The organism is Cupriavidus sp. TMH.W2, from assembly GCF_050847365.1.
Classification (GTDB): Bacteria; Pseudomonadota; Gammaproteobacteria; order Burkholderiales; family Burkholderiaceae; genus Cupriavidus.
The window spans coordinates 2,101,894-2,128,057 of record NZ_CP193792.1 but is presented as its reverse complement, the minus strand read 5'-3'; the positions used below and the strand labels follow the sequence as shown (position 1 = coordinate 2,128,057).

The window sequence follows — 26,164 nt, the reverse complement described above, 5'->3', positions numbered from 1 at the left end:
AAAAAGGTCCCCATGTCGTCGCCCCCAGTCACCAGTCCTTCGGCCAGTTTGCTGGCGCCATTCCCGCCGTCCATCGATTGCGATGTCGTGGGCACGGCCGCAGCCGGCGCGCGGCTGGCCTGCTTTCATTGCGGCCTGCCCGTCACCGGCGCCGAGCCGCTTGCGGCCGACCTGGACGGCAGCCGCCGGGTGTTCTGCTGCGGCGGCTGCCAGACACTGGCGCAGACCCTCCATGCCGCCGGCTTTGCCCACCTCTACGGGGATGAAGCCCGCTTCGCCCGTCCCATCGACGATCACGCCCGGCGCGAGGCCGAGCCGGTCTGGGCCGCTTACGACACCCCGGAACTGCGCACCCAGTTTGTCCGCCCGCTCGACGGCGGCCGCGCCGAGATCACGCTGGCGCCCGAGAACATCCGCTGCGCCGCTTGCGCCTGGCTGATCGAACAACACCTGAGCCGCCAGCCGGGCGTGGAGTCCGCGGTCGCCAACGTGGCCACGCGCCGCGTGGTGGTGCGCTGGCGCGACGGTGCCCAGACGGTGGCGGGGCTGCTGGCCGCGCTGGCCGGCATTGGCTACATGGCCTGGCCGTTCGAAGTCTCGCGCACCGACCAGCAGGACCGGCGCGCGCGCCGCGGGCTGCTGATGCGCATGGCCGTGGCCATGCTCGGCATGATGCAGGTCATGATGTATGCGTGGCCGATCTACACCCACGAAGCCACCATCGACCCCGGGCAACTCCAGCTGATGCGCTGGGCCAGTTTCGCGCTGACACTGCCGGTGGTGCTCTATGCCGCCTCGCCGATCTTTGCCGGCGCCTGGCGCAGCCTGTGCCAGCGCCATATGGGCATGGACGTGCCGGTGGCGATCGGCATCGGCGCGGGCTTTGCCGCCAGCGCGCTGGCCACGGTGCGCGGTGTGGGCGAGGTCTATTTCGATTCGGTGACGATGTTCGTCGCCTTCCTGCTGTTGGCCCGCTACCTGGAACTGCGCGTACGCCAGGCCTCGCGCAGCGGCGCCGAGATGCTGGCGCGCCAGTTGCCGGCCACCTGCGAACGGCTGGCCGCGACGGGTGCCGCCGGCGAGCGCGTCCCGGTCGCGCGCCTGCGCACGGGCGATCTCATCCGCGTCAAGGCCGGCGAGATCGTCCCGGCCGATGGGGCCGTGGTGGCAGGCGCGAGCGAACTCGATGAATCCATGCTGACCGGCGAGAGCCGCCCGGTACGCCGCGCGGCAGGCGATACCGTGCTGGCCGGCAGCTTCAACACGGCCAGTCCGCTCGAATTGCGCGTGACCCGCGTCGGCGCCGGCACCCGCCTGGCCGAGATCGTCGCGGTGCTGGACCGCGCGCTGGCGGAGAAGCCGCGCCTGGCGGCACTGGCCGACCGCGTCGCGGGCTGGTTCGTGGCGACGCTGCTGGTGCTGGCGGCGCTGACGGGCGTGGTGTGGGGCCTCTGGATCGATCCGTCGCGCGCCTTGCTGGTGACGATCGCGGTGCTGGTCGTCAGTTGCCCTTGCGCATTGTCGCTGGCCACGCCGGCAGCACTGGCCGCGGCCGGCGCGGCGCTGTCGCGGCGCGGCGTGCTGCTGACGCGCGGCCATGCGCTGGAAACCCTGGCGCGCGTCACCGACGTGGTGCTCGACAAGACCGGCACGCTGACCGAAGGCCGTTTTGCGGTGGCTGCGGTCGAGCCGCTGGCCGACGCCGATCAGGTCCGATGCGTGTCGCTGGCCGCGGCGATGGAGCGTGGCGGCGAGCATCCGATCGCGCGTGCACTGGTGGCCGCGGCGGCAGGCCAGACGGGATCGTCTTTGCAGGTAGCTGCCATGCGCAACGTGCCCGGACAGGGCCTCGAGGCGATGGTGGATGGTCGCCGGCTAAGGCTCGGCCGTGCCGATTTCGTGGCCGCCCTGGCGGTGTGCTCCCCTCTCCCGCTTGCGGGAGAGGGGCTGGGGGAGAGGGCAGGCCTTGGCATACCGCAACGCATGACTTCGTCGATGCGCCCGGCCCTCACCCCAACCCTCTCCCGCAAGCGGGAGAGGGAGCAAACAACGCTCAATCCGTCAAATGCGGCGGCCGGCGATACGGCACATCCCGGCGCTACCGTGGTATGGCTCGGTGCCGAATCCGGCCCGCTCGCTCGCTTCGTGCTCGCCGATGTCAAACGCCAGCAGACGCCGCAGTTGCTCGCCCGCCTGCACGAACTGGGCGTGCGCTGCCATCTGGTCTCGGGCGACAACGTCGCGGCGGTGCACTGGTGGGCATCGCAATTCGGCATCAGCCGCGTGGCCGCGGAGGTCACGCCCGAAGGCAAGCGCGACTACGTGGCGCGGCTGCAGCAGGGCGGGGCGGTGGTGCTGGCCGTGGGCGACGGCATCAACGATGCGCCGGTGCTGGCGCAAGCGCAGGTGTCGATTGCCATCGGCAGCGGCGCGCCGCTGGCCCAGGCCGGCGCGGATGCGGTGCTGACGCATGGCGGTGTGGCCGAGATCGCCACCGCGCTCGCAATGTCGCGCCAGACGCGCCGCGTGGTGCGCCAGAACCTGGGCTGGGCCTTCTTCTACAACGTGGTCGCCATTCCGCTGGCGGCGACAGGGTTGGTCACGGCATGGATGGCCGGCGTCGGCATGTCGCTGTCGTCGTTGCTGGTGGTCGCCAATGCCTGGCGCCTGCTGCGCGCAGGCAAGCCGCGCCACAAGGGAGTCTGACAATGGAAACGCTTTACCTGCTGGTGCCGATGAGCCTGGTGCTCGTTGTGGTCATCGCAGGCGCGCTGTGGTGGGCCCTTCATGCCGGGCAGTACGACGACCTGGACCGGCCCGCCGAATCGATCCTGCTGGACAACGACAAGCCCTGAATCCGCGGCAAAAGCGGGCCTCCGACCGGTAATGCCGTTCAGTTGGCGACTGTCGTTCCCGCGCAGGCGGGAACCCAGTGACTTCATCCCCGAAGGGGACGTGAAAGACGCTGGATTCCCGCCTGCGCGGGAATGACGGTAGGGCTTGAGGCCTTAACTGAACGGCATTTGCCTCCGACCGGGGGCCTTGCGCCCAGGTTCAACGCGTGCCCGGAGCGACTTGATAAAGATCAACGCGCCCGCGGCACAGTTTTCCTAAAGTCACGCTGTCAGTAGGTTTTTTCTCTTCTCTAAGCTTTGGGGGTCTGAATGGATGTCACTGCCGCGTCTTCACGCGTCGACACCTTCAATTACGGCGTCGTAAGACAGTTTGCTGTCATGACGGTAGTCTGGGGGATCGTCGGCATGGCCGTCGGCGTGCTGCTGGCAGCACAGCTGATCTGGCCCGAACTCAACTTCAACACGCCCTGGCTGTCGTTCGGCCGGCTGCGCCCGCTGCATACCAATGCGGTGATCTTCGCCTTCGGCGGCAGCGCGCTGTTCGCGACCTCCTACTACGTGGTCCAGCGCACCTGCCAGGCCCGCCTGTTCTGCGGCCCGCTCGCCGCGTTCACGTTCTGGGGCTGGCAACTGGTCATCGTCGCGGCCGCCATCACGCTGCCGCTGGGCATTACCAGCTCCAAGGAGTATGCCGAGCTTGAATGGCCCATCGACCTGCTGATCACCGCGGTCTGGGTGGCCTACGCGATCGTGTTCTTCGGCACCATCGTCAAGCGCAAGACCCGGCATATCTATGTCGCCAACTGGTTCTTCGGCGCCTACATCCTGACCATCGCGCTGCTGCACATCGTCAACAACATCGAGATGCCGGTGTCGATGTGGAAGTCCTATTCGGCCTATGCCGGCGTGCAGGACGCGATGATCCAGTGGTGGTACGGCCATAACGCCGTGGGCTTCTTCCTGACCACCAGCTTCCTGGGGATGATGTACTACTTCATCCCCAAGCAGGCCGAGCGCCCGATCTACTCCTACCGCCTGTCCATCGTCCACTTCTGGGCGCTGAACTTCACCTATATGTGGGCCGGCCCGCACCACCTGCAGTACACCGCGCTGCCCGACTGGGCGCAGTCGCTCGGCATGGTGTTCTCGCTGATCCTGCTGGCGCCGTCCTGGGGCGGCATGATCAACGGCATCATGACGCTCTCGGGTGCCTGGCACAAGCTGCGCACCGACCCGATCCTGAAGTTCCTGGTGGTGGCGCTGTCGTTCTACGGCATGGCCACGTTCGAGGGCTCGATGATGTCGATCAAGACCGTCAACGCGCTCTCGCACTACACCGACTGGACCATTGGCCACGTGCACTCGGGCGCGCTGGGCTGGGTCGCGATGATCTCGATCGGCTCGCTCTACTACCTGATCCCGCGGCTATTTGGCGAGAAGCAGATGTACAGCGTCCGCCTGATCGAGTGGCATTTCTGGATCGCGACCATCGGCGTGGTGCTGTATATCGCGTCGATGTGGATTGCCGGGGTGATGGAAGGCCTGATGTGGCGCGCCACGCAGCCTGACGGCACGCTGACCTATGCCTTCGTCGAAGCGGTCAAGGCCAAGTACCCGTTCTACCTGATTCGCCTGCTGGGTGGCATGTGCTTCCTGTCCGGCATGCTGCTGATGGCCTACAACATGGTCAAGACCATTGTCGGCAAGCCGGCCTTGGATGCGCCGATCCCGGCCAGCATCCCTGCCGCTGCCCACTGATCAATCCAGGATAGAAAGATGTCCGACAAACAACGCTTCTTTTCCCATGAAACGCTGGAGAAGAACATCGGCTGGCTGATCATCTGCACGATCCTCGTGGTCAGCATTGCGGGTCTGGTCCAGATCGTGCCGCTGTTCTTCCAGCACTCCACCACCGAGCCGGATCCGGGCATCACGCCGTATTCGCCGCTGCGGCTGATGGGGCGCGATATCTATATCCGCGAAGGCTGCGTCGGCTGCCACTCGCAGCAGGTTCGCACGCTGCAGGCCGAGACCGAGCGCTATGGCCATTTCTCCACGGCGGGCGAGTCAGTCTACGACCACCCGTTCCTGTGGGGCTCCAAGCGTACCGGTCCCGACCTGGCCCGCGTGGGCGGGCGCTACTCGGATGACTGGCAGCGCATTCACCTGCGCAATCCGCGCGACGTGGTGCCGGAATCGGTGATGCCGTCGTACCCGTGGCTGGAGAAGGCCGAGCTGCCCGCCAACGATATCCAGGCCCGCATGCGCGCGCTGGTCCGGCTGGGCGTGCCGTACACCGACGCCGAGATCGCCAAGGCACCGGAAGCGCTCAAGGGCAAGACCGAAGAGGACGCGCTGGTTGCCTACCTGCAAGGCCTGGGCACCAACCGCCGCAACGTCCGCGTGGATGCCGCAGCGGCCGCGGCACCCAAGGAGTAAGCCATGGCCATGATCACTGCCATGGCGACCGTCGTGTCGATGGTCGTCTTCCTGGGGATCTGCTGGTGGGCCTGGTCCGCCGGCCGGCAGGCCGCCAACCGGGAATCCGCCATGCTGCCGTTCGCGCTGCCTGACGAAACCACGACAACATCGAGCCGGAACACCTAGCCATGAGCGATTTCATTTCCGAATTCTGGAGTTACTACATTGCCGCCATCGCGCTCATCGGCATCGTCTGGTGCGTGTGGCTGCTGTTCTCGCAACGCAAGGTCGCCAAGACTGCCGGTGGCACCGAAGATACCGGGCACGTCTGGGACGGCGACCTGCGCGAGCTGAACAACCCGCTGCCGCGCTGGTGGATGTGGATGTTCCTGCTGGCCTGCATCTTCAGCCTGGTCTACCTGGTGCTGTATCCGGGCCTCGGTTCATATGCCGGCGTGCTGAAGTTCTCCACGCAGGGCGAACTGGCCGCGCACCGCGCGACGCAGGAGCAGATGCAGAACGAGATCTACGCCAAGTACCTGAAGATGGACGTCAATCAGGTTGCGGCGGACCCGCAGGCGCGCGAGATCGGCCAGCGCCTGTTCCTGAACTACTGCGCGCAGTGCCATGGCTCGGACGCGCGCGGCAGCCGCGGCTTCCCGAACCTGACCGACAATGACTGGCTGTATGGCGGCGAGCCGGAAACGATCCAGCAGACCATCACCAAGGGCCGCAACGGCGTGATGCCGTCGTTCGCCGCGACCATCGATGGCAAGCAGGCGGGCGACGTGGCGCAGTACGTGCGCTCGCTGTCCGGGCTGTCGTCGGATCCGATCCGCGCGTCGCGCGGCGAGGGCACCTTCAAGACGACCTGCGTGGCCTGCCACGGCTCCGGCGGCAAGGGCAATCAGGCGATCGGGGCACCGAACCTGTCGGACAACGTCTGGCTCTATGGCAGCTCGGAAGCCAGCATCGTCGATGCCATCCTGAAGGGCCATAACAACCATATGCCGGCGCATGAGGAAATCCTGACGCCCGAACGCATCCGCATGCTGACCGCCTATGTCTGGGGTTTGTCCAATACCGGGGGCGGAGCCGGGCAATGACCGACGACTCATGTGAGCGGGCGCTGGCGGCTCGCGGGAGAGCATGCCCATGAATGCCACCGGGACCGAAGAAATGGCCCGGGCGGCCGATCTGCAACGGTCGGCCGCTGCGCCGGGCGAGACCTCTGACGAAACCCTTTACGAGGTCCGCCGCAAGATCTATCCGCGCTCGGTGAAGGGTGCCTTCTCCAGCTGGCGGGTCTGGATGGTGATCCTGACCCAGCTGATCTACTACGGCACGCCCTGGCTCCAATGGAATGGCCGCCAGGCCGTGCTGTTCGACCTTGGCGAGCGCAAGTTCTATATCTTCGGGCTGGTGCTGTGGCCGCAGGACGTCATCTACCTGGCGGTGCTGCTGGTCATCTCCGCGCTGGCGCTGTTCCTGTTCACGGCGATAGCGGGGCGGCTGTTCTGCGGCTACGCGTGTCCGCAGACGGTCTACACCGAGATCTTCATGTGGATCGAGCGTCGGGTCGAAGGTGACCGCATCGCGCGCATCCGGCTCGACGGCGATCCGTGGAGCCTGCGCAAATTCCGTATCAAGGCGACCAAGCACTTGCTGTGGGTGCTGATCGCGCTCTGGACCGGCTTTACCTTCATCGGCTACTTCGCCCCGATCCGCGAACTGGGCGGCGAGGTGCTGGCCCTGTCGCTGGGGCCGTGGCAGGCGTTCTGGATGCTGTTCTATGCGTTCGCCACCTGGGGCAACGCGGGCTTCATGCGCGAGCAGGTATGCAAGTACATGTGCCCGTATGCGCGTTTCCAGAGCGTGATGGTGGACCGCGATACCTATGTGGTGACCTACGACGTCGGCCGCGGCGAGCCGCGCGGCAGCCGCTCGCGCAAGACCGACCACCGCAAGGCGGGCCTGGGCGATTGCGTCAACTGCAGCATCTGCGTGCAGGTGTGCCCGACGGGCATCGATATCCGCGATGGCCTGCAGTATGAATGCATTGGCTGCGGCGCGTGTATTGACGCCTGCAACCAGGTGATGGACAAGCTGGACTACCCGCGCGGCCTGATCCGGTACACGTCGGAGAACGCGATGCGCAAGGGCCTGTCCGCCGTGGCGTCGCGCAAGCGGCTGCTGCGTCCGCGCGTGATCATCTATTCAGTGATCTGGGTCGCGCTGCTGGCCGGGTTCCTGGCGTCGATCGCGCTGCGCACACCGCTGAAGGTCGACATCATCCGCGACCGTGGTGCGCTTGGCCGGGAAGTGGAAGGGCGCTGGATCGAGAATGTCTATCGCCTGCAGCTGATCAACACGACCGAAGCGCCGATGCGGATCCGGGTGAGCGCCGACAGCGACGAACTGAAGAACCTGACGGTGGAGTACGACAAGCAAGCCGAATCGCTGGCGCCGACCTCCAACCGGTTGCTGCCGGTCCGCATCCGCGTGCCGATCGAGGCCGCGGCGCAGGGCACGCACAAGATCAGCGTGACAGTAACGAGCGAAGGCACGGAGCGGGGGCATGCCGAAATCCGGCAATCCACCAGTTTTATCGTGCCGCGCGATTTGTGAAGCCAGGGGACTCGGACGTAGTCGCCAAGACGAAGGGGGCAAGATGAGTCAGCAAGGCAATCCGTGGTGGAAGGAACCGTGGCCGTGGCTGCTGATGAGCGGTCCGCTGGCGGCCATGGTGGCGTGCGGCGTGACGATCTGGCTGGCGTCAACGCATCCCGACATGCCTGTGGGGGGCGCGACGCGCCATGGCCTGGTGGTGGAGAAGGCCGGGGCCACGCCGTCAAAGCCTGGCACAGCGAGGCAGCCATGAAGTTGCGCTGGCTGATGTGGGTACTTTGGCCGGGGTTCCTGATGGCCGGCTTTGCGACCGCGACGGTCTTTTCAGTCGTTGATCCCGGTGACCTGAAGTTCTTCGGCCATCCGATCGAATCGTCGCGCGAGTCGGTCTACACTGTCGGCTTCCTGCTGGCCTGGGTGTTCTGCGCGCTGTCGAGCGGGCTGACGCTCTACACCATGCCGACGCGGTTGGCCGATACCGATGAACTGGAATGAGGCCGGCGCGGCGGCGGCTCAGCAAGTGCGGCTGTAGAGTTGCTTGATGCCGTCGATGTCGACCAGCTTGACGTGGCGCTGGCGGATCTGGATCAGGCCCGCTTCGGCAAAGCGGGAGAACAGGCGGCTGACGGTTTCCAGCTTCAACCCGAGGTAGCTGCCGATTTCTTCGCGGCTCATGCGCATCACGAACTCGGACGCCGAATACCCGCGCGCCGACAGCCGCTCCGACAGGTTGATCAGGAAGGCGGCGAGGCGTTCCTCGGCGCGCATCGAACCCAGCGTGACCAGCATGAGCTGATCTTGCGTGATCTCCTTGCCCATCAGGCGCAGGAACTGCTGCTGCAGCGACGGCAGGTCTGATGACAGGGATTGCAGATCCTTCATGCGGACCACGCACACCTCGGTATCTTCCAGCGCGGCGGCATCGGAGGCATGCTGCATCTCGCCGAGTCCGTCGAGCCCGACGATTTCACCGGGCAGATGGAAACCGGTAATCTGCGAGCGGCCGTCTTCGGTGGTGACGTGGGTCTTGAGCGTGCCGAAGCGGATGGCATAGACGGCGGTGAGCGGATCGCCCATGCGGTACAGGGTTTCACCCTTGTGCACGCGAATGCGCTCTTGCACCAGCGTGTCCATCTTAGCGAGGTCTTGCTGCGACATGCCAACCGGAAGGCACAGCTGCCCCATCGCACAAGTGGAGCAACGGGGCGACATCTCGGTAATGGGAATGGAGGTGAGCAATTGGAACCTGCTAGAAATGGCAGCGAGGGCGCGATTGATACATTTTAACGTGCGATGTGATCCGGCAGGGAGACAGAATTGACATTTGGGGTGCTGATCAGCGTTTTCCTGCTGGCTTTGCTGGGCGGTGTCCACTGTGCCGCGATGTGCGGTGGCGTGGCCCTCGCCGTGGAACAGCGGCGCGGGATGCCTGCGACAGTCAGCCTGGTGCGCAGCCGCGCTGCCTGGCTGGGCGAGTTGCTGGTGATGCACATGGGCAGGATTTCGACCTATATGCTGCTGGGTGCGGCGCTGGGTGCCGCCGGCGCCTCGGCATGGAAGCAGGATTATCTGCCGGTGCAGCGCTGGCTGTTCGGCGCGGGCAGCCTGATGCTGCTGTGGTCGGGCTGGCGCCTGCTGCGCGGCAGTACCTTTACCGTGAACTGGCTGGAGCGGCTGGCAGCGCGCTGCAGTGCTGCCGCGGCGCGACGGCTCGGCCGCCTGGCCGGCGGCATGCCAGCCTCCGTGCGGGTGCGCGGCGGGCTGGCGCGGCGCTATGGCGTTGGGCTGGCCTGGGGCCTGGTCCCCTGCGGCATGGTCTATGGCGCGCTGACACTGGCGCTGCTGGCGGGCAACGCGGGTTCCGGGGCGCTGGTCATGGGGGTTTTCGGGCTCGGCACGCTGCCGAATCTGCTGGTCTTGTCGGGGCTGTCGGGCTATTTGCGGCTGCTGGCGAGGCGTCCCGCCGTGCGGCTTGGGGCGGGCCTCGCGGTGATGGCGTTTGGCGGCCTGGGTATTGCGCGAGCGGTGCTGCTGCCACATTCGCTGGCCGGGCAGGGGTTCTGTCTGGTGTTTTGATGCTGTCTGGGACTGTTCTGAGGCGTTGGCGCCGCGTGGACAACGGATGATGGTTGCAGGCAGAGGCGGGAATGCCATACAATCGCCAACATTGCGGTATCGCGCGAAGTCAGACAGGCCGCGGTAAGCAGCGGCGAGCAGCGCCAGGCGGCCTTCCTACCAGAAGGCGTGCCCAGGACAAGGGAAGCGGAAGGTTTTCGATGCCCGTCCCGCCCCCGCGGTCCATCCGGTTCAAAAGATCTGGTTCAAAAGTCCGGCTGGCACGGTGGTGTTGTAGATGCCGGCCTAGCTCCCGATACCCGTTTTTTCTTGCGTCCGAGGCGTTCAGTTCGCTGACAGCGACGTCCGTTGTGTGCGGATGCGCGACGCAAGAGGTTCGCTGGCCGGTCCATGACGGCATGCGGACGATCTCCTGCCGGAACGACCCGGCAACTCGATGCAAAGAAAGGGAAGTGCACGGCTTGGATACAGCAGGTATCCGGCTCGCTGCGCAATGAGATGGCGGTGGCTTTCGCACCGCTGTATCCAAAATCTCCGGTGCCCCGGATCCGTCCGGGAGCAGGTGCAAAGACAGGCTGCACACCATCAACATGAATACCCAAGAGGCGAAGGTCGTCCTCGAGACGGCGCTGATCTGCGCGCAGGAACCGTTGCGCGTCAATGATCTGCGGCGACTGTTTGACGATGACGTCGGCGCAGACACCATCCGCGTGCTGCTCGAGGAACTGCGCCAGGACTGGCGGCCGCGCGGCGTGGAACTGGTGGCGCTGGCCAGCGGCTGGCGCTTCCAGAGCCGGCCGGAAATGCGGGAATACCTCGACCGCCTGAATCCGGAAAAACCGCCAAAATATTCGCGCGCCGTCATGGAGACCCTGGCGATCATTGCTTACCGCCAGCCGGTGACCCGGGGCGATATCGAGGAAATCCGGGGCGTGACCGTCAGCACGGAAGTGATCAAGAAGCTGGAGGACCGCAGCTGGATCGAGGTAATCGGCCATCGCGACGTGCCCGGCCGGCCCGCGCTGTATGCCACCACCAAGGCGTTCCTGGACGACCTTGGCCTGCGCACGCTGGATGAACTGCCGCCGCTGGAAGACGCCCAGGCGCAGGCGCAGGCCGCCTTGTTGGAGCAGCAGGCGATCAATTTTGAAGACCTGGCGGCGAACAAGCCTGCCAGCGCCGACGAAGAGGCCTATGCCGAGCCGGCCACACCGGCCGACGAAGGCGCCAATGGCTTCGATGTGCAGCCGCTGCAACCGGCGGCTGCCGAGGCTGATTCGAACGATTTCACCGAACCAGCCGCACCCAATCCGGACGGGGCGCGGGGCGAACTGCCCGACGACGGCAACCCGCCGCACCCGAGCGAGCACGACGAGCGCGTGCCGAACTGAACAACATGCAACATCCGATAGTGAATATCTTGTCTGATTCCGTTGAGCAAGACACCCGCCATGCGGGCGCATCCGCCGACACCGGCGCCGCAGAACCCGGATCGGGCAGCGAAGCCGCGCCCCGCCGCAAGGGGCTGCGCCGCGGGCTGAGGAACCTGGTGGCATCGCGCCGTCAGGCGGCGCAGGACCGTGCCGAGGGCGCCGAAGGCGCCGGCATCGGCGGCCAGGGCGATGCCGGTGAGCCGGGCGCCGCACAGGCGGCTGGCGGCGGGCGCGGTGGCCAGCGTGGCCGCGGCAAGCGCAAGGCGGGTCAGGGCGAGGGCGGCCAGGGTAGCCAGGGCGGCCAGGGCAACAGCAAGGCAGACAAGGTGGACCGCGCGGCCAGGGCCGAAGGCACCGACAAGCCCGAGCAGCCCAGCCGCAAGCGCAAGCCGGGCCAGCGCGCCGGCAAGCCGGCAACGCCTGGCGAGGGCCAGGGCGCCGGCGCGCGCCAGCAGGGTCGCCGCAAGGAGGGCGGCAAGCCGCAGGCGCCGCGCAAGGGCCCCGGCCAGGGCGGCGGTGAAAAGACCGCGGCGAGCAGCGAAGACCTGTTCCGCTTCGTGATCTCAGAGCAGTACGACAGCGAAGACACCGTCATCCCGCGCACCAAGGCCAAGCCGGTGCGCGAGCTGTCGGCCGACGACGACGCGCCCAAGCTGCACAAGGTGCTGGCCGAGGGCGGGCTGGGCTCGCGCCGCGAGATGGAAGAGCTGATCCTGCAGGGCCGGGTCTCGGTCAACGGGCTGCCGGCGCACATCGGCCAGCGCATCCTGCCGGCCGACCAGGTCCGCGTGAACGGCAAGCTGATCCACCGCAAGGTGTCGACCAAGCCGCCGCGCGTGCTGCTGTACCACAAGCCCGCCGGCGAAATCGTCAGCCAGTCCGATCCGGAAGGCCGTCCGACCGTGTTCGACAGCCTGCCGCGCATCAAGACCGGCAAGTGGGTCGCGGTGGGGCGCCTGGACTTCAATACCGAAGGCCTGCTGATCTTCACCACGTCGGGTGACATTGCCAACCGCTTCATGCACCCGCGCTACGGCGTGGAGCGCGAGTACGCGGTGCGCACGCTGGGCGAGCTGGCCGAAGCCGACCGCCAGCGCCTGCTGCACGGCATCAAGCTCGATGACGGCGAGGCCAACTTCCTGCGCATTGCCGATGGCGGTGGCGAAGGTGTCAACCAGTGGTACCACGTGGCCCTGACCGAAGGCCGCAACCGTGAAGTGCGCCGCATGTTCGAGGCGGTCGGGCTGACCGTGTCGCGCCTGATCCGCACGCGCTACGGCCAGTTCCTGCTGCCGCGGGGCCTCAAGCGCGGCCGCTGGCAGGAAGTGGAGCCGAATGATGTCAAGGCGCTGATGGCCGGTGTCGGCCTGAAGGTGCCGGGCAAGGGCGAGCAAGCCCCCAAGGGCGCCACCAAGGTGGGCGGACGCAAGCAGCGTACCGAAGCTGCGATTGCCGGCATGCCGATGCACACCGGCATGGACGGCCTGCCGCGCTTCGACCAGGGCGGTGCCCGCGGCGGTGGCAGCGGGGGTGGCCGCAGCAGCCAGCCGGATCCGATGAAGACGTCGATGGGCTATATCAGCCATGGTCCGACGTTGCTGACCTCGCACGCGGCCAACCTGGGCGGCGGGCGCGGTACCGGCGCGCGCCAGGGCCGCGGTGGTGGCGCTGGCATGGGTGGCGTGGGTGGCATGGGTGGCATGGGTGGCATGGGTGGCATGCGCGGTCAGGGCGGCCAGGGCCAGGGCCAGGGCAAGCCGCGCCGCGGCGGTGGCGAAGCCAACGGCAATGTGATGCCGAAGGCGGCGAAGCCGGGCGGTAACCGTTCCCCGCGCAGCGGCGGAGGCGGTGGTGGCGGCAATCGCGGTGGCAACCGCGGTGGCAACCGATAAGCGCTGATTGCGGCGCACGGCGGGTAGAACGCCCGCCGGCGCCGCATGCAGTGTGCGGAAATGTCTGGCTTTTGCCTTTTCGACATAATCCGCGTATAATTCAAGTCTATTCAAAAAGCCATCCTCGTCGAGGATGGGCGAATGATGGGCATTGCGCCCATTTTTTTTTGGTTCGCCCGTTTTTCGGTTCTCTCCGCTGGGGCGGAGGGGTGGCGGACAGGCAGGGCTGCAGCAGGGTCGTCCCGGACGGCACCGGCGGGTTTGCCTGCCACGGTGTTGATGGCCATTACTCGGGATAACAGTGCATCTGGCAGATTTGATCGAAACCACCCTTGGCGGCATGGGATATGAGCTGGTCGAGCTCGAGCGTGCCCCGGCCGGATTGCTGCGTGTCTATATCGATCAGCCTGAAACCGGCATTGCCATCGAGGATTGTGAAAAGGTGAGCCGCCAGCTCACCCACGTGTTCACCGTCGAGAACGTCGACTACGAGCGCCTCGAGGTCTCGTCACCCGGACTGGACCGGCCGCTGAAGAAGCTGGCCGACTTCATCCGCTTTGCCGGCGAGGAGGCGCGCGTGACGCTGCGCCTGCCCGTCAACGGACAGAAGAACTTCACAGGCATCCTGCGCGAGCCCACCGGCGCGGCGGGCGAGGAGAAGATTGGCCTGGAGTTCGAGGGCAAAGATGGCCCGGCGCTGCTGGAATTTGCCGTATCCGATGTCGACAAGGCACGCCTGGTGCCGGTGATCGACTTCAAAGGAAATCAAAGAAAAGGGAACAAGCAATGAGCCGCGAAGTTCTGTTGCTCGTCGATGCGCTTGCGCGTGAGAAGAACGTCGACAAAGATGTGGTATTCGGTGCCCTGGAGGCGGCGCTCGCCTCGGCCACCAAGAAGCGTTTCGAGGAAGACGTGGATATCCGTGTCGCGATCGATCGCGAGTCGGGCGAGCATGAAACCTTCCGCCGCTGGCTGGTCGTTCCCGACGAGCTGGGCCTGCAGGAGCCGGACAAGCAGATCCTGCTGTTCGAGGCTCGCGATGAAAACCCCGGCATCGAGCTGGGCGACTTTATCGAGCAGCAGATCGAGTCGGTCGAGTTCGGCCGCATTGGTGCGCAGGCTGCCAAGCAGGTGATCCTGCAGCGCATCCGCGACGCCGAGCGCGAGCAGATCCTGAACGACTACCTGGATCGCGGCGAGAAGATCATGACCGGCACGGTCAAGCGCGCCGACAAGAAGGGCCTGATCGTCGAATCCGGCCGCGTGGAAGCGCTGCTGGCCCGCGACCAGATCATCCCCAAGGAAAACCTGCGCACGGGCGACCGTGTGCGTGCCTATATCCTGAATGTGGACCGCGCCGCGCGCGGCCCGCAGATCGAACTGTCGCGCACCGCGCCCGAGTTCCTGATCAAGCTCTTCGAGAACGAAGTGCCGGAAATGGAGCAGGGCCTGCTGGAGATCAAGGCGGCAGCCCGTGATCCGGGCGTGCGCGCCAAGATCGCCGTGGTCGCGCATGACAAGCGCATCGACCCGATCGGCACCTGCGTGGGCGTGCGTGGCACGCGCGTCACCGCGGTGCGCAACGAGATCGGCGGCGAGGCGGTGGACATCGTGCTGTGGTCGGAAGACCCGGCGCAATTTGTGATCGGCGCGCTGGCGCCGGCGCAAGTGCAGTCGATCGTGGTGGATGAAGAGAAGCACAGCATGGACGTGGTGGTCGACGAGGAAAACCTCGCCGTCTCGATCGGCCGCAGTGGTCAGAACGTGCGCCTGGCGTCCGAGCTGACCGGCTGGCAGATCAACATCATGACCCAGGAAGAATCGGCGCAGAAGCAGGCCGAAGAGAGCGATGTCGTGCGCAAGCTGTTCATGTCCAAGCTGGACGTGGATGAGGAAGTTGCCGACATCCTGATCGAGGAAGGCTTCTCCACGCTGGAAGAAGTGGCTTATGTCCCCATCAGTGAAATGATGGAGATCGAGGCCTTTGACGAAGACACCGTCAACGAGCTGCGCAATCGCGCGCGTGATGCGCTCCTGACGATGGAACTGGCCCGGGAAGAAAAGGTGGAAGAGGTGTCGCAGGACCTGCGCTCGCTCGACGGCCTCAACCCGGAACTGATCGGCAAGCTGGCCGAAGGCGATATCCATACGCGTGACGACCTGGCCGAACTGGCCGTGGACGAGCTGGTCGAGATGACCGGTGTCAGCGAGGAAGAAGCCAAGTCGCTGATCATGAAAGCACGGGAACATTGGTTCAACTGAGGGACACGGCCGGGCCGGCCTACACCTGGCCCGGGCGCGCTTTCCGCAACAATCTGTCCCGACGTAGAAACCAAGCATTGAAAGGGTTTGAATGGCAAGCACAACAGTTGCCCAACTGGCCGCAGAACTGAGTCGCAGCGCAGCTGCCCTGCTGGAACAATTGCAGGCGGCTGGGGTGGGCAAAGCGACGCCAGAAGACATCATCACGGAATCGGATAAGACCAGGCTGCTGGACTATCTGAAGCGCTCGCACGGCCAGGCCGACGACAGCGCCCGCAAGAAGATCACACTGACCAAGCGCGAAACCTCCGAGATCCGCCAGTCGGATGGCGCCGGCAAGACCCGCACGGTCCAGGTGGAAGTGCGCAAGAAGCGCGTGCTGATCAAGCGCGACGAAGCTGCGCATGATGCCCAGGCCGACGGTGCCGAGGCGCAAGCCCCGATCGTCGACGCAGCCGAGGAGGCGCGCCGCGAAGAGGAAGAAAGCCGCCAGGCCGAGCAGCTGGCGCGCCAGGAAGCCGAAGCCAAGGCCGCCCGCGAGGCAGCCGAGCGCGAGGAAGCCGAGCGCCGCGCCCGCCAGGAAGCACTGGAGGCTGAACAGCGCCGCCAGGCCGAACTCGCCGCCCGCAAGGCGGAGGAAGAGGCCGCCGCATCGCGCGCCGTGACCGAAGCCAACGAGGACTCCTCGCGCAAGAAGGCCGAGGACGAGAAGGCACGCGTCACCGCCGAACGCGCCGAGGCGCAGAAGGCTGCCGACGAGGCCAAGGCCGCCGCCGACAAGGCCCGCGCCGAGCAGGAAGTCGCCGCGCGCAAGCGCCGCGAGGCCGCCGAAGCCGAAGCCCGCGCGATCCAGCAGATGCTGAACGCGCCGGCACGCGTGCTGAAGGCGCCGTCCGAGCGCAAGGCCGAGGAAAAGAAGGCTGAGCAGACCGGAACGCTGCACAAGCCGGTCAAGCCGGCGGGTGCGACCGAAGCCAAGCCGGGCGAGAAGAAGCCGGTGACCGCTACCGCCACTACCGCCACCGCCGACAAGAAGGGCAAGGTCGTCAAGGCCGGCACGTCGTCGACGTGGCAGGACGAAGGCAGCCGCAAGAAGGGCAGCGGCCTGAAGACGCGCGGCGATTCGTCGGGCGGCGTGGGCGGCTGGCGCGGCGGCCCGCGTGGCCGCGGCGGCAGGCAGCAGCAGCACGACGACAGCCGCAGCAACTTCCAGGCGCCGACCGAGCCGGTGATCCGTGAAGTGCACGTGCCTGAAACCGTCTCCGTGGCCGACCTGGCTCACAAGATGGCGGTCAAGGCATCCGAGGTCATCAAGCAGATGATGAAGCTCGGCCAGATGGTGACGATCAACCAGGTGCTGGACCAGGAAACCGCCATGATCGTGGTGGAAGAAATGGGCCACAAGGCGTACGCCGCCAAGCTGGACGATCCGGAAGCCCTGCTGGTGGTGGACGGTGAGGAACACGAAGACGCCGAGCTGCTGCCGCGTCCGCCGGTGGTGACCGTGATGGGTCACGTCGACCACGGCAAGACCTCGCTGCTGGATTACATCCGCCGCACCAAGGTGGCCGCGGGCGAAGCCGGCGGCATTACGCAGCATATCGGTGCCTACCATGTGGAAACCGACCGCGGCGTGATCACCTTCCTGGACACCCCGGGTCACGAGGCCTTCACGGCCATGCGTGCCCGCGGTGCCAAGGCAACCGATATCGTGATCCTGGTGGTCGCGGCCGACGACGGCGTAATGCCGCAGACCAAGGAAGCCATTGCGCATGCCAAGGCTGCCGGTGTGCCGATCGTCGTGGCGATCAACAAGATCGACAAGCCCGATGCCAACCCGGACCGCGTGAAGCAGGAACTGGTGGCGGAGCAGGTGGTGCCGGAAGAATACGGCGGCGATTCGCCGTTCGTGCCGGTTTCCGCGAAGATGGGTACCGGTGTGGAAGACCTGCTCGAGCAAGTGCTCCTGCAAGCCGAAGTGCTGGAACTGAAGGCACCGGTGGCTGCCCCGGCCAAGGGCCTGGTGGTGGAAGCCCAGCTGGACAAGGGCAAGGGCCCGATCGCAACCATCCTGGTCAGCAGCGGCACGCTCAAGCGTGGCGATGTGGTCCTGGCTGGCAGCGCCTACGGCCGAGTGCGCGCCATGCTGGACGAGAACGGCAAGGCGACCAAGGAAGCCGGTCCGTCGATCCCGGTGGAAATCCAGGGTCTGTCGGAAGTGCCTGCCGCCGGTGAAGAAGTGCTGGTGCTGCCGGACGAGCGCAAGGCACGTGAAATCGCGCTGTTCCGCCAGGGCAAGTTCCGCGACGTGAAGCTGGCCAAGCAACAGGCCGCCAAGCTCGAGAACATGCTCGAGCAGATGGCCGAAGGCGAAGTGCAGACGCTGCCGTTGATCGTCAAGGCCGACGTGCAGGGCTCGCAGGAGGCGCTGGTGCAGTCGCTGCAGAAGCTGTCGACCGCCGAAGTGCGCGTGCAGATCGTGCACGGCGGCGTGGGTGGCATCTCCGAATCCGACGTCAACCTGGCGACGGCTTCGAAGGCGGTCATCATCGGCTTCAACGTGCGTGCCGATGCGGGTGCGCGCAAGCTGGCCGAGCACAACGGCATCGATATCCGCTACTACAACATCATTTACGATGCGGTAGACGAGATCAAGGCGGCGATGTCGGGCATGCTGGCGCCGGAGAAGCGCGAAACCACCATCGGCCAGGTCGAGGTGCGCCAGGTGTTCCGCGTGCCGAAGATCGGTGCGGTGGCCGGCTGTATGGTTACCGACGGCCTGGTCAAGCGCAATTCGCTGGTGCGCGTGCTGCGCAACAACGTGGTCGTCCACGACGGCGAGCTGGATTCGCTCAAGCGCTTCAAGGACGACGTCAAGGAAGTCAAGCAAGGCTTCGAGTGCGGTCTGTCGATCAAGAACTTCAACGATGTTCAGGAAGGCGACCAGCTCGAGGTGTACGAAATCACAGAGGTGGCGCGTACGCTGTAAGGCGTCGCAAGCAACGGCAGGCTTCGGCCTGCCGTTGTCATCTCGACTAGACGTAACTGAATGGCCAAGAAAGGCAATATCTCCTCCCGCAATCTCCGCATCTCCGACCAGATCCAGAAGGACCTGGCCGAGATGATCCAGCGCGAACTGCGCGACCCGCGCCTCGGCCTGGTCACGCTGCAGTCGGTCACGCTGACGCCCGACTATGCGCACGCCAAGGTGTACTTCACCGTGCTGGGCGCCGAAGCCGCCGAAGCGGAAGCCATCCTGAACGAAAAGGCCGGCTACCTGCACTCGCTGCTGTACAAGCGCCTGCACATCCATACCGTGCCGACGCTGCGCTTCTTCCACGATACCTCGGTCGAACATGCGATCGAGATGTCCAAGCTGATCAACGAAGCGAACGCCACGCGTTCGAAAGACGACTGATGCCGGCGCCCGTGCCGGCTGGCATGGGCTACCGCTCGCTGCGGGCTCCATCCGCGCTGCATCGCCGCCTCCTGCTTTCTCCAGCTTTCTCCCGATGACCGATTCGAACGCCAACCGTCCGCCGCGCCTGCCGCGCCGCGAGGTCCATGGTGTGCTGCTGCTCGACAAGCCGCTGGGCCTGTCGTCCAACGACGCGCTGGTGCGCGCCAAGCGCCTGTTGCGCGCAGCCAAGGCCGGGCATACCGGCACGCTGGACCCGCTTGCCACCGGGCTGCTGCCACTGTGCTTCGGCGAGGCCACCAAGTTCTCGCAGGACCTGCTGGAAGCGGACAAGACCTATGACGCCGAGGTGCGGCTGGGCGCGCGCTCGAGCACGGGCGACGCCGAAGGCGAACTGCTCGACGTGCGCGAGGTCAGCTGCGACCGCGCCGCGGTGGAGCAGGCGCTGGCGAGCTTCCTGGGCGAGATCGAGCAGGTGCCGCCGATGCATTCGGCGCTGAAGAAGGATGGCCGCCCGCTGTACGAATACGCGCGCGCCGGCCAGACCGTGGAGCGCGCGGCGCGCCGCGTCACTATCCGTGCGATCGCGCTGCTGGACTGCGCCTTGCCCGAGGCCCCGTCGTTCACGATGCGGGTGACGTGCAGCAAGGGCACCTATATCCGCACGCTGGCCGAGGACATCGGCGAGGCGCTGGGCTGCGGCGGGCACCTGACCGGACTGCGCCGGATCGCCGTGGGCGACCTGACGCTGGACGGCGCGGTGACGCTGGCGCAGATCGAACAGCAGGAAGACGCGCAACGCCCGGCCATGCTGGCCCCGGTGGATGCCTTGCTGCAGAAATGCGTGCCGGTGCATCTGGACGATGCCGCGGCGGGGCGCTTCCTGCAGGGCCAGCGTATCGCCCAGCGCGATCTGCCGGCCGGCACCCAACTGGCCGAGGATGCGCTGGCGCGCGTCTATGCTGGCGAGCCGGCGCGCCTGCTGGGCGTGGCGCGCATGCGCGAAGGCGCGTTGCGGCCGGAGCGACTGGTCAAGCTGTAGCTTCTGCAAGGGGCGTGAGCGTCCCCCGTCGGCACTTACTCGAGCGTGATCTTGGCCGTCTTGATGACGTCGGCCCACATCGTCCGGTCCTGAGCGAGGACCCGGCGAAATGCTCCGGGGTATCACCCGCGGGCTCGGAGCCGAACTCAGCCATCTTCTTCCTGACTTCCGGATTCGCCAGCGCCTTGACCAGCGCCTGGTTGTAGCGGGTCACGATCGCCTTGGGCAGGTCCGGCCCAGGTCGGCAATCATCTGCGGGACCACGCCGGTCCTGGGCGACTGCCCGATGGTGACGAAGGCCACGCGCAGCTGGCGTGGAGCAGCGGCATTCATGCCTCGGTTCCCACGGTTTGCAGGTGCGCCAATGAACCATAGCAGCGCTGCAGCTCGGCCCACTCCACCACGTCGTAGAAGTCGCACTGGCCCTGCCCGAACTGCTTCGCGACCTCGATGCAGAAGCGTGTCGCCATGTCGATGTCGAAGGCGTTGGTGACGCCGGCCGCCGGCGGCCATGGCGGCCAGCTTCAGGGCGCTGGCGACGGCCACGATGGCGCCGTCGGCATCGGATACCAGGCCCGTCACGGCAGGGCGCGCGCCAACGCCGCCCAGCCTGCCCACCACGCCCAGCGCGGGTGCGTCCGGGTTCTGGCCGGGGACCGTGCAGGCGAGGAAGTCGGTGTAGCGGCCGTTCTCTTCCACGCGCGTCACGGTGACATCGTCCAGGCCGTGCGCACGCAGCAGCGAGGCGACGGCATCGCCGTCGCCATTCGCCGCGGACAGCAGCTCGATCGATTCAATAACTGCTTCATAGACATATCGCTTGACATCCTGGGGCCGGGAGGGATCCGGGCGCTGGGTTCGGGCAGGCAAAGGTTCGGGCAGGCAAATTCAGTGCGGCAGCGACAGCGCGCCGGGCCGGACGTCGGTAACGTCCGCGCCCTTGAACCATCGCGCCGCATGGGCACCACCCATCCCGATGCGATCGTTCGAGATGCGTAGCCAGTTGCCTTCAGGCAGGCCCAGCACTGGCACTTCTGTCGATGGCGTGCACGGCCTCAGCCGGCTCGGCCAGCCGGTGCAGCGATTGCACCGCGATGCCGGTCGGCGCGAAGGCGTCGCGGACCAGGGTTTCGTACGTGTCCCAGTCGCGGTCACTCTGCCGCGCTGGCGCCGGTCAGAGCACGGACACGACTCTGATCGGCGGCGAGCTCGCGCGCGTTTCCGGAATAGACGATGCCACCGTCGTCCAGGACGTAGGCGTGATCGGCAATTTCCAGGCTCATGCGCGCGTTCTGCTCCACCAGCAGGACAGTAATTCCCACATTGCGCATCCGGGACACCACGCGAAACACCTCCTGGACGACCAGCGGGGCCAGCCCTTGCGAGGGTTCATCGAGGATGAGCAGCCGCGGATTGAGCAGCAGCGCGCGGCCCAGCGACAGCATCTCCTGTTCGCCGCCGGAAAGCAGACGCCCCCGGCTAAGCTTGCGTTCGGCGAGGCGTGGAAATAGTTCGTAGACCCGTGCGATCGTCCACGGCCCGCTGCGTTCCAGCGGGACCTTCAGATTCTCCTCGACCGTGAGATTGGCAAAGATCCTCCGCCCCTCAGGGACATAGCCGACGCCGCTGGCAGCGATGCGGTAAGTCGGCCAGCGCGTGGTCTCGGCACCGAAAATTGTCACGCGCCCCTGGCGTGCAGGCGTCAAGCCCATCAGGGTGCGCAAAGTGGTCGTTTTGCCGGCCCCATTGCGGCCGAGCAAGACCGTGATTCGGCCTTCCGCAGCCTCAAGGCTGACACCTTGCAGGATATGGCTCTTGCCATAGTAGGTGTGAAGTCCTTCGGCGATTAGCGCAGCGCTCATGCGGCGTTCCCCAGATAGGCAGCCTGCACCGCCTCGTTGGAGGCGATCTGGTCGGGCGTGCCGTCCGCGAGCAAGCGCCCCTGGTCGAGCACTGTGACGCGATCGGCGAGATTGAACACCACGCGCATGTCATGCTCGATCAGCACGATCGTGAAGTTCTTGTCGCGATGCAGGCGCCGAATGAGCTTCATGGTCTCGTCAGTTTCCTGGTCGCCCATGCCGGCAGTGGGCTCGTCGAGCAACAGGATGCGCGGCCGCAGTGCCAGCGCGATCGCGATCTCGGCGGCGCGCTGGTCGCCATGGGACAGCTCGCCGACCAGCCGCTCGGACTTGCCGCGCAGCCCCGTGAGATCAAGCGCCTCTTCGACGCACCGGTGAACCCTCGCCTGTTCGACTCGGCTGATCCACGGACGCAAACGGAAGCCTTCCGTCACCTCCGCGCTGACACGCACGTTTTCGAACAGCGTCAGATCCGGAAATATCTCGGTAATCTGGAACGTCCGGGCAATGCCCGCTACCACCCGTTGGTGCGCGGGGAGCGACGTAACGTCGCGTCCTTCAAAGACGATGTTTCCGGAGGTCGGCCGGTGGAAGCCGCTAATGAGGTTGAAGAAGGTCGTTTTGCCGGCACCGTTGGGTCCGATGATGGCGCGCAGCTCGCCCGGCTCCACGGCCAGGGAAACATCCTGGACCGCCGCTAGGCTGCCGAAGTGTTTGCTGACATGCCTGACCTCGAGTACGCTCACGAATCCCTCCTTTGCCGAATGAAGCCAAGCAGCCCGCGAGGGAAAAAAAGCACGATCGCGACGAACATCATGCCGACGAACGACATCCAGTTGATGGTGATGCTCGACAGGTAATCCTGCAGCACGACGAACACCACGGCGCCGAGCAAGGGCCCCCAGAAGCTGCGCATGCCGCCCAGGACCGCCATCATCACGAAATCCCCGGACTGGCTATAGTGCAACCCGCGCGGATCGGCGAAATTGTTCAGAAGGGCGTACAGCCCGCCGGCGAACCCCATGAAGAAGCACGACAGCGTGAAGGCAATCCAGATATGGCGGTTGACCGGGATGCCAAGAAAGCGGGCGCGCCGTTCATTCTCGCGAATGGCAATCATCGTGCGCCCGAAGGGGGCGTGCAGGATCAAGGCCATGATGCCGGTCGCAAGCGCGAGACATGCTAGTACGAAGTAGTAGAACGCGTTGGCGTTCGACAGAATATCGATCGTGACGACGCCGAGATCGAGCGGCATGCGCGAAAACCCGCGCAGCCCGTCGTCGCCGCCGGTGAGCGAACTCCACTGAAAGGCGATGTAGTAAAAGACCTGGCCGAAGGCGATGGTGACCATGGCGAAATAGACCCCGCGCCGCCGTACGCTGAGGGCGCCGAGCAGCGCACCCGTGATACCGCCCAACAGCGTGCCGCACACCAGCGCCAGTGGCGTGCTCGGCGCCAGGAATTTCAGTGCAAGGCCTGTGCCGTAGGCGCCAAGTCCGAAATAGGCCGCGTGTCCGAAGGACAACACCCCGGTGAACCCGAGCAGGAAGTTCACCGACATGGCTGCCAGTCCGAGTACCAGGACACGCGTGCCGAGCGCGGTATATCCGCCGAACAGCGGCATCCAGTACGGAGCGAGCAGCAGTGCGGCCCAGATCGCCGCCGGCCCCGCCAGCCGGCCCGGCGGCATGTGTTCTCTCATGTCAGCATCCCTTCCTCGCCGAGCAGGCCGCGCGGCCGCAGCAGCAGCACTACCGCCATCAGGGCGTAGATGACAGCTTCGCTGGCCGCCGGAAGAACCACCGCGGTGATGCCCGACGCGACGCCGATCAGCAAGCCGCCGAGCAGCGTGCCGGGCAGGCTGCCGACGCCGCCGACAATGATGGCGATGAAGCTCGGCATTAGCAGCCCCGTTCCCATGGTGGGCTCCAGCCCGAGCTGGCCTGCAGCGAGCACGCCGCTCAGGCCCGCCAGGAAGATGCCAACGGCGAAATTCAGCGACCGCAGCCCGCCCACGTTGATGCCGAGTGCCGCGACGGTTTCGAGGTCCAGCGTGCCGGCGCGGATACGGATGCCGAGGCGGGTATAACGCAACAGCAGGAAGAGCAGCGCGACCGTGACGGCCACGGTGCCCACCATGAACAGCCGGTAACCGGTAATGAAGAAGAACGCATCGCTAAGCGGCTGCGCCAGCGCGGCCGGAATGGTGACCGGCTTGCCTTGGGCGCCCCATATGAAACGGGTGCCGTCCTCGAAGATGAAGGCCAGACCGAAAGTGAGTAGCAGGCTGTAGAGCGGATCACGCCCGTACACACGCCGGATGAGCGTGCGCTCGAGGGCCAGGCCGATGACGGCGGTGAGTGGCGGCGCGATCAGCAGCGCCCCCCAGAAGCCGACATAGGGCGTGATCGAGTAGGCAATGTAGCCGCCGATGACGAGAAAGCCGCCATGGGCGAAGTTGATCACGTTGCTCAGATTAAGAATGAGCGAAAGCCCTAGCGCCATCAGCACGTAAAATGCGCCGATGATCAGCCCGTTGGTGATATTGAAGAGAAGGAGTTGGGTCATCGCCACGACTCACGTCTTGACGCACGGCGGCCACAGGCCCGGTTCGCCAATTCAGGCCGGCCACTTCACCGCGCAGCCGGTCGCGCTTTCGGGGGGCGCAGTCTTGTCGCCCGCGACGACATGATCGACGCGGAACAGGTCTTCGGGATCGCCTGCCGGCTTCGACAGCGCCTCGCCCACGAAGGACGACGTCATGAGCTGGTGATCGCCCTTGCGGTAATAGCACTTGTTGGGCTGCAGCTTGATGTCGTCCGCTAGTTCGAACCCGCCGAGAGCCTCGGCGAGCCTTCTCGAGTCGAGACTCTTTTCCCGGTTGGCAACCGCGGCGAGGGTATGGACCGACGTGTAGCCGAACCAGTGGCGCGCCGTGGGAACCTTGCCGCCATTCACCTTGCGGATATCGGCGACGAACTTTTCGACGCCGGGCACACCGGGTTGCTTCCAGTACCACTCGAACATCCAGATGCCGACGCGCGCCTCGGGTGGCATCGCCTCGAGCGATTCGAGTTCTTGCTGCAGCCCGGCGATATGGATCTGCTTGCCGATGCCGAATTGTGCGATCTGCTTCAGGCAGTTGACCATGTCAGAGCCCTGCGGCAGCACCAGCAGCACGTCCGGATTGGCGGCACGCGCCTTGATCAGATAGGCGGAGAAATCGGTGGTGCCGAGCGGCGTCAGCTCATTGCCTGTCATGGTGCCGCCGAGCTTCTGCAAGTCGGCCGCCGCGGCCTTCTGCAGGGTGTGGCCGAAGGCATAGTCGGGCGTAATGAAGTGCCACCGCTTGCCGTACTTGCTGAACAGGAGGTTGGCTACCGCATTGGCTTCCATGCTCGTGGTGTTGCAGACGCGATAGACGTTCCACTTGCAATCGCTGCCCGTGATCGTGTCGGTGTGGCCGCCGGAGACGATGTGCAGCACCTTCTTCTCGTTACTGACCTGCGCGATAGCCTGCGCGATGCCAGAGTTCACGTCGCCGATGAGAAAGCTTACCTGGTCGCGTTCGATCAGCTTGCGCGCCTTTTGCACACCAGTGCCAACGTCGTTTGCAGAGTCCTCCACCAGCAACTCGATGGGACGCCCGAGGATGCCCCCCCTGGCATTGATCTGCTGGACGGCCAGCCTGGCGCCAGTGACCTCATTCTGTGCGACTGCAGCATAAACGCCGGTCAAGGGATCGACCATGCCGATTCGCAAGGGGGATTCGCCGCGCGCCTTGATGAGGAAGGGCGGCGCGAACTGTAAGGCCGCCGCCGCCGCGGCCCCCTTGAGTACGGTGCGACGATCGAAGTGAATGCCGTTCGGTTTCGTCATGGTAGCCCCTACCTGTCATGTCGAGTCGACGAATCGCCTGAAACTGGGCTTAAGCGGGAGTGTCTCCTAGATGACAACTTTAGGTGTGTTAACTGAGATGCACAAGTAGCCGCAATGTGCAAGTAACGGGTTCGGAAGCGCACGCATCGCGATGCGCTGCCGGAGGCGCAAAGCTGCCGTTGTCCTTCACCCCGCTTTCGGTCCCGCCCAGTTTCGGCCATCCGGCCATGTAAGCCGCAATGGCAGAAAGGCCGAAGTTCGGCCGATGGCGCAGGCCCGCACAGTTGGCCGCTTGTGGCCGCACTCAGCCGGCGGACCATCGTCCTTCCCCGGAAATCGGCGATGAACCAAGAAAATTGGCCCCAACGAGGGGCCAAATCTTGAAAACCGGAGAGG

The 26,164-nt window shown here is 65.7% G+C and carries 25 protein-coding genes and 1 pseudogene; 17 read left to right on the top strand and 9 right to left on the bottom strand.

Annotation, left to right across the window (positions count from 1 at the left end; all coding sequences use genetic code 11):
• The first annotated feature begins 12 nt into the window (after positions 1-12).
• The 9 genes from ACREYQ_RS09775 to ACREYQ_RS09735 all read left to right on the top strand — a co-directional run bounded on the left by ACREYQ_RS09775 (position 13) and on the right by ACREYQ_RS09735 (position 8,399).
• Complete coding sequence (locus ACREYQ_RS09775) at positions 13-2,706, top strand: heavy metal translocating P-type ATPase (RefSeq protein ID WP_432257444.1); 2,694 nt, start codon at positions 13-15, stop codon at positions 2,704-2,706.
• A 2-nt stretch (positions 2,707-2,708) separates the two neighbouring features.
• Complete coding sequence (gene ccoS / locus ACREYQ_RS09770) at positions 2,709-2,855, top strand: cbb3-type cytochrome oxidase assembly protein CcoS (RefSeq protein WP_010809469.1); 147 nt, start codon at positions 2,709-2,711, stop codon at positions 2,853-2,855.
• A gap of 309 nt (positions 2,856-3,164) precedes the next feature.
• A complete protein-coding gene (gene ccoN, locus ACREYQ_RS09765) occupies positions 3,165-4,613 on the top strand; it encodes a cytochrome-c oxidase, cbb3-type subunit I (RefSeq protein WP_432257443.1) in 1,449 nt (482 codons plus the stop codon).
• Between the two features lie 18 nt (positions 4,614-4,631).
• Complete coding sequence (gene ccoO, locus ACREYQ_RS09760; RefSeq protein ID WP_432257442.1) at positions 4,632-5,294, top strand: cytochrome-c oxidase, cbb3-type subunit II; 663 nt, start codon at positions 4,632-4,634, stop codon at positions 5,292-5,294.
• 3 nt (positions 5,295-5,297) lie between these two features.
• Positions 5,298-5,462: a cbb3-type cytochrome oxidase subunit 3 gene (locus ACREYQ_RS09755; protein ID WP_432257441.1), complete on the top strand. Its 165-nt coding sequence runs from the start codon at positions 5,298-5,300 to the stop codon at positions 5,460-5,462.
• Between the two features lie 2 nt (positions 5,463-5,464).
• On the top strand, positions 5,465-6,382 hold the full coding sequence (gene ccoP, locus ACREYQ_RS09750; RefSeq protein WP_432257440.1) for a cytochrome-c oxidase, cbb3-type subunit III: 918 nt from the start codon (positions 5,465-5,467) through the stop codon (positions 6,380-6,382).
• Positions 6,383-6,431: 49 nt separating this feature from the next.
• On the top strand, positions 6,432-7,904 hold the full coding sequence (gene ccoG, locus ACREYQ_RS09745) for a cytochrome c oxidase accessory protein CcoG (RefSeq protein WP_432257439.1): 1,473 nt from the start codon (positions 6,432-6,434) through the stop codon (positions 7,902-7,904).
• 43 nt (positions 7,905-7,947) lie between these two features.
• Positions 7,948-8,157 (top strand): hypothetical protein, encoded by a 210-nt coding sequence (locus ACREYQ_RS09740; protein WP_432257438.1) that lies wholly within the window; start codon positions 7,948-7,950, stop codon positions 8,155-8,157.
• Positions 8,154-8,399, top strand: a complete 246-nt coding sequence (locus ACREYQ_RS09735) for a hypothetical protein (protein ID WP_432257437.1) — start codon at positions 8,154-8,156, stop codon at positions 8,397-8,399. The genes ACREYQ_RS09740 and ACREYQ_RS09735 overlap by 4 nt, the downstream gene beginning before the upstream one ends.
• A gap of 18 nt (positions 8,400-8,417) precedes the next feature.
• Here the strand turns inward: ACREYQ_RS09735 and fnr are convergent, their stop codons facing one another.
• Positions 8,418-9,143, bottom strand: coding sequence for a fumarate/nitrate reduction transcriptional regulator Fnr (gene fnr / locus ACREYQ_RS09730; RefSeq protein ID WP_432257436.1), 726 nt, complete (start codon positions 9,141-9,143; stop codon positions 8,418-8,420).
• A 78-nt stretch (positions 9,144-9,221) separates the two neighbouring features.
• On the opposite strand from fnr, the gene ACREYQ_RS09725 reads away from it, so the two are divergent.
• From ACREYQ_RS09725 to truB, 8 genes are all read left to right on the top strand, one after another.
• Positions 9,222-9,980 (top strand): sulfite exporter TauE/SafE family protein, encoded by a 759-nt coding sequence (locus ACREYQ_RS09725; RefSeq protein WP_432257435.1) that lies wholly within the window; start codon positions 9,222-9,224, stop codon positions 9,978-9,980.
• A gap of 590 nt (positions 9,981-10,570) precedes the next feature.
• Entirely contained in the window at positions 10,571-11,371 is an 801-nt protein-coding gene (gene scpB / locus ACREYQ_RS09720; protein WP_432257434.1) for an SMC-Scp complex subunit ScpB, read from the top strand.
• Between the two features lie 5 nt (positions 11,372-11,376).
• Positions 11,377-13,305: a 23S rRNA pseudouridine(2605) synthase RluB gene (gene rluB / locus ACREYQ_RS09715; protein WP_432257433.1), complete on the top strand. Its 1,929-nt coding sequence runs from the start codon at positions 11,377-11,379 to the stop codon at positions 13,303-13,305.
• 301 nt (positions 13,306-13,606) lie between these two features.
• Entirely contained in the window at positions 13,607-14,095 is a 489-nt protein-coding gene (rimP, locus tag ACREYQ_RS09710) for a ribosome maturation factor RimP (RefSeq protein ID WP_432257432.1), read from the top strand.
• Entirely contained in the window at positions 14,092-15,567 is a 1,476-nt protein-coding gene (nusA, locus tag ACREYQ_RS09705; protein WP_432257431.1) for a transcription termination factor NusA, read from the top strand. Before rimP ends, nusA begins: the two co-directional genes overlap by 4 nt.
• 91 nt (positions 15,568-15,658) lie before the next feature.
• Positions 15,659-18,556 (top strand): translation initiation factor IF-2, encoded by a 2,898-nt coding sequence (gene infB / locus ACREYQ_RS09700; protein ID WP_432257430.1) that lies wholly within the window; start codon positions 15,659-15,661, stop codon positions 18,554-18,556.
• Between the two features lie 60 nt (positions 18,557-18,616).
• Positions 18,617-18,985 carry a 30S ribosome-binding factor RbfA gene (gene rbfA, locus ACREYQ_RS09695; protein ID WP_432257429.1) on the top strand — a complete coding sequence of 123 codons (369 nt, stop codon included), beginning with the start codon at positions 18,617-18,619 and terminating at the stop codon, positions 18,983-18,985.
• Positions 18,986-19,079: 94 nt separating this feature from the next.
• Entirely contained in the window at positions 19,080-20,027 is a 948-nt protein-coding gene (truB, locus tag ACREYQ_RS09690; RefSeq protein ID WP_432257428.1) for a tRNA pseudouridine(55) synthase TruB, read from the top strand.
• Positions 20,028-20,237: 210 nt separating this feature from the next.
• Here the strand turns inward: truB and ACREYQ_RS09685 are convergent, their stop codons facing one another.
• The 8 genes and pseudogenes from ACREYQ_RS09685 to ACREYQ_RS09650 form a co-directional block, all read right to left on the bottom strand.
• Entirely contained in the window at positions 20,238-20,360 is a 123-nt protein-coding gene (locus ACREYQ_RS09685; RefSeq protein ID WP_432260447.1) for an AroM family protein, read from the bottom strand.
• Complete coding sequence (locus ACREYQ_RS09680) at positions 20,357-20,497, bottom strand: DUF1177 family protein (protein WP_432257427.1); 141 nt, start codon at positions 20,495-20,497, stop codon at positions 20,357-20,359. Before ACREYQ_RS09680 ends, ACREYQ_RS09685 begins: the two co-directional genes overlap by 4 nt.
• A gap of 93 nt (positions 20,498-20,590) precedes the next feature.
• A pseudogene (locus ACREYQ_RS09675) lies at positions 20,591-20,726 on the bottom strand (DUF1177 family protein); the annotation flags it as partial.
• Positions 20,727-21,178: 452 nt separating this feature from the next.
• Positions 21,179-21,889, bottom strand: a complete 711-nt coding sequence (locus tag ACREYQ_RS09670) for an ABC transporter ATP-binding protein (RefSeq protein ID WP_432257426.1) — start codon at positions 21,887-21,889, stop codon at positions 21,179-21,181.
• Entirely contained in the window at positions 21,886-22,635 is a 750-nt protein-coding gene (locus tag ACREYQ_RS09665; RefSeq protein ID WP_432257425.1) for an ABC transporter ATP-binding protein, read from the bottom strand. Before ACREYQ_RS09665 ends, ACREYQ_RS09670 begins: the two co-directional genes overlap by 4 nt.
• Complete coding sequence (locus tag ACREYQ_RS09660) at positions 22,632-23,591, bottom strand: branched-chain amino acid ABC transporter permease (protein WP_432257424.1); 960 nt, start codon at positions 23,589-23,591, stop codon at positions 22,632-22,634. The genes ACREYQ_RS09665 and ACREYQ_RS09660 overlap by 4 nt, the downstream gene beginning before the upstream one ends.
• Entirely contained in the window at positions 23,588-24,457 is an 870-nt protein-coding gene (locus tag ACREYQ_RS09655) for a branched-chain amino acid ABC transporter permease (RefSeq protein WP_432257423.1), read from the bottom strand. Before ACREYQ_RS09655 ends, ACREYQ_RS09660 begins: the two co-directional genes overlap by 4 nt.
• A gap of 51 nt (positions 24,458-24,508) precedes the next feature.
• Positions 24,509-25,768 (bottom strand): ABC transporter substrate-binding protein, encoded by a 1,260-nt coding sequence (locus ACREYQ_RS09650; protein ID WP_432257422.1) that lies wholly within the window; start codon positions 25,766-25,768, stop codon positions 24,509-24,511.
• Positions 25,769-26,164 lie beyond the last annotated feature (396 nt).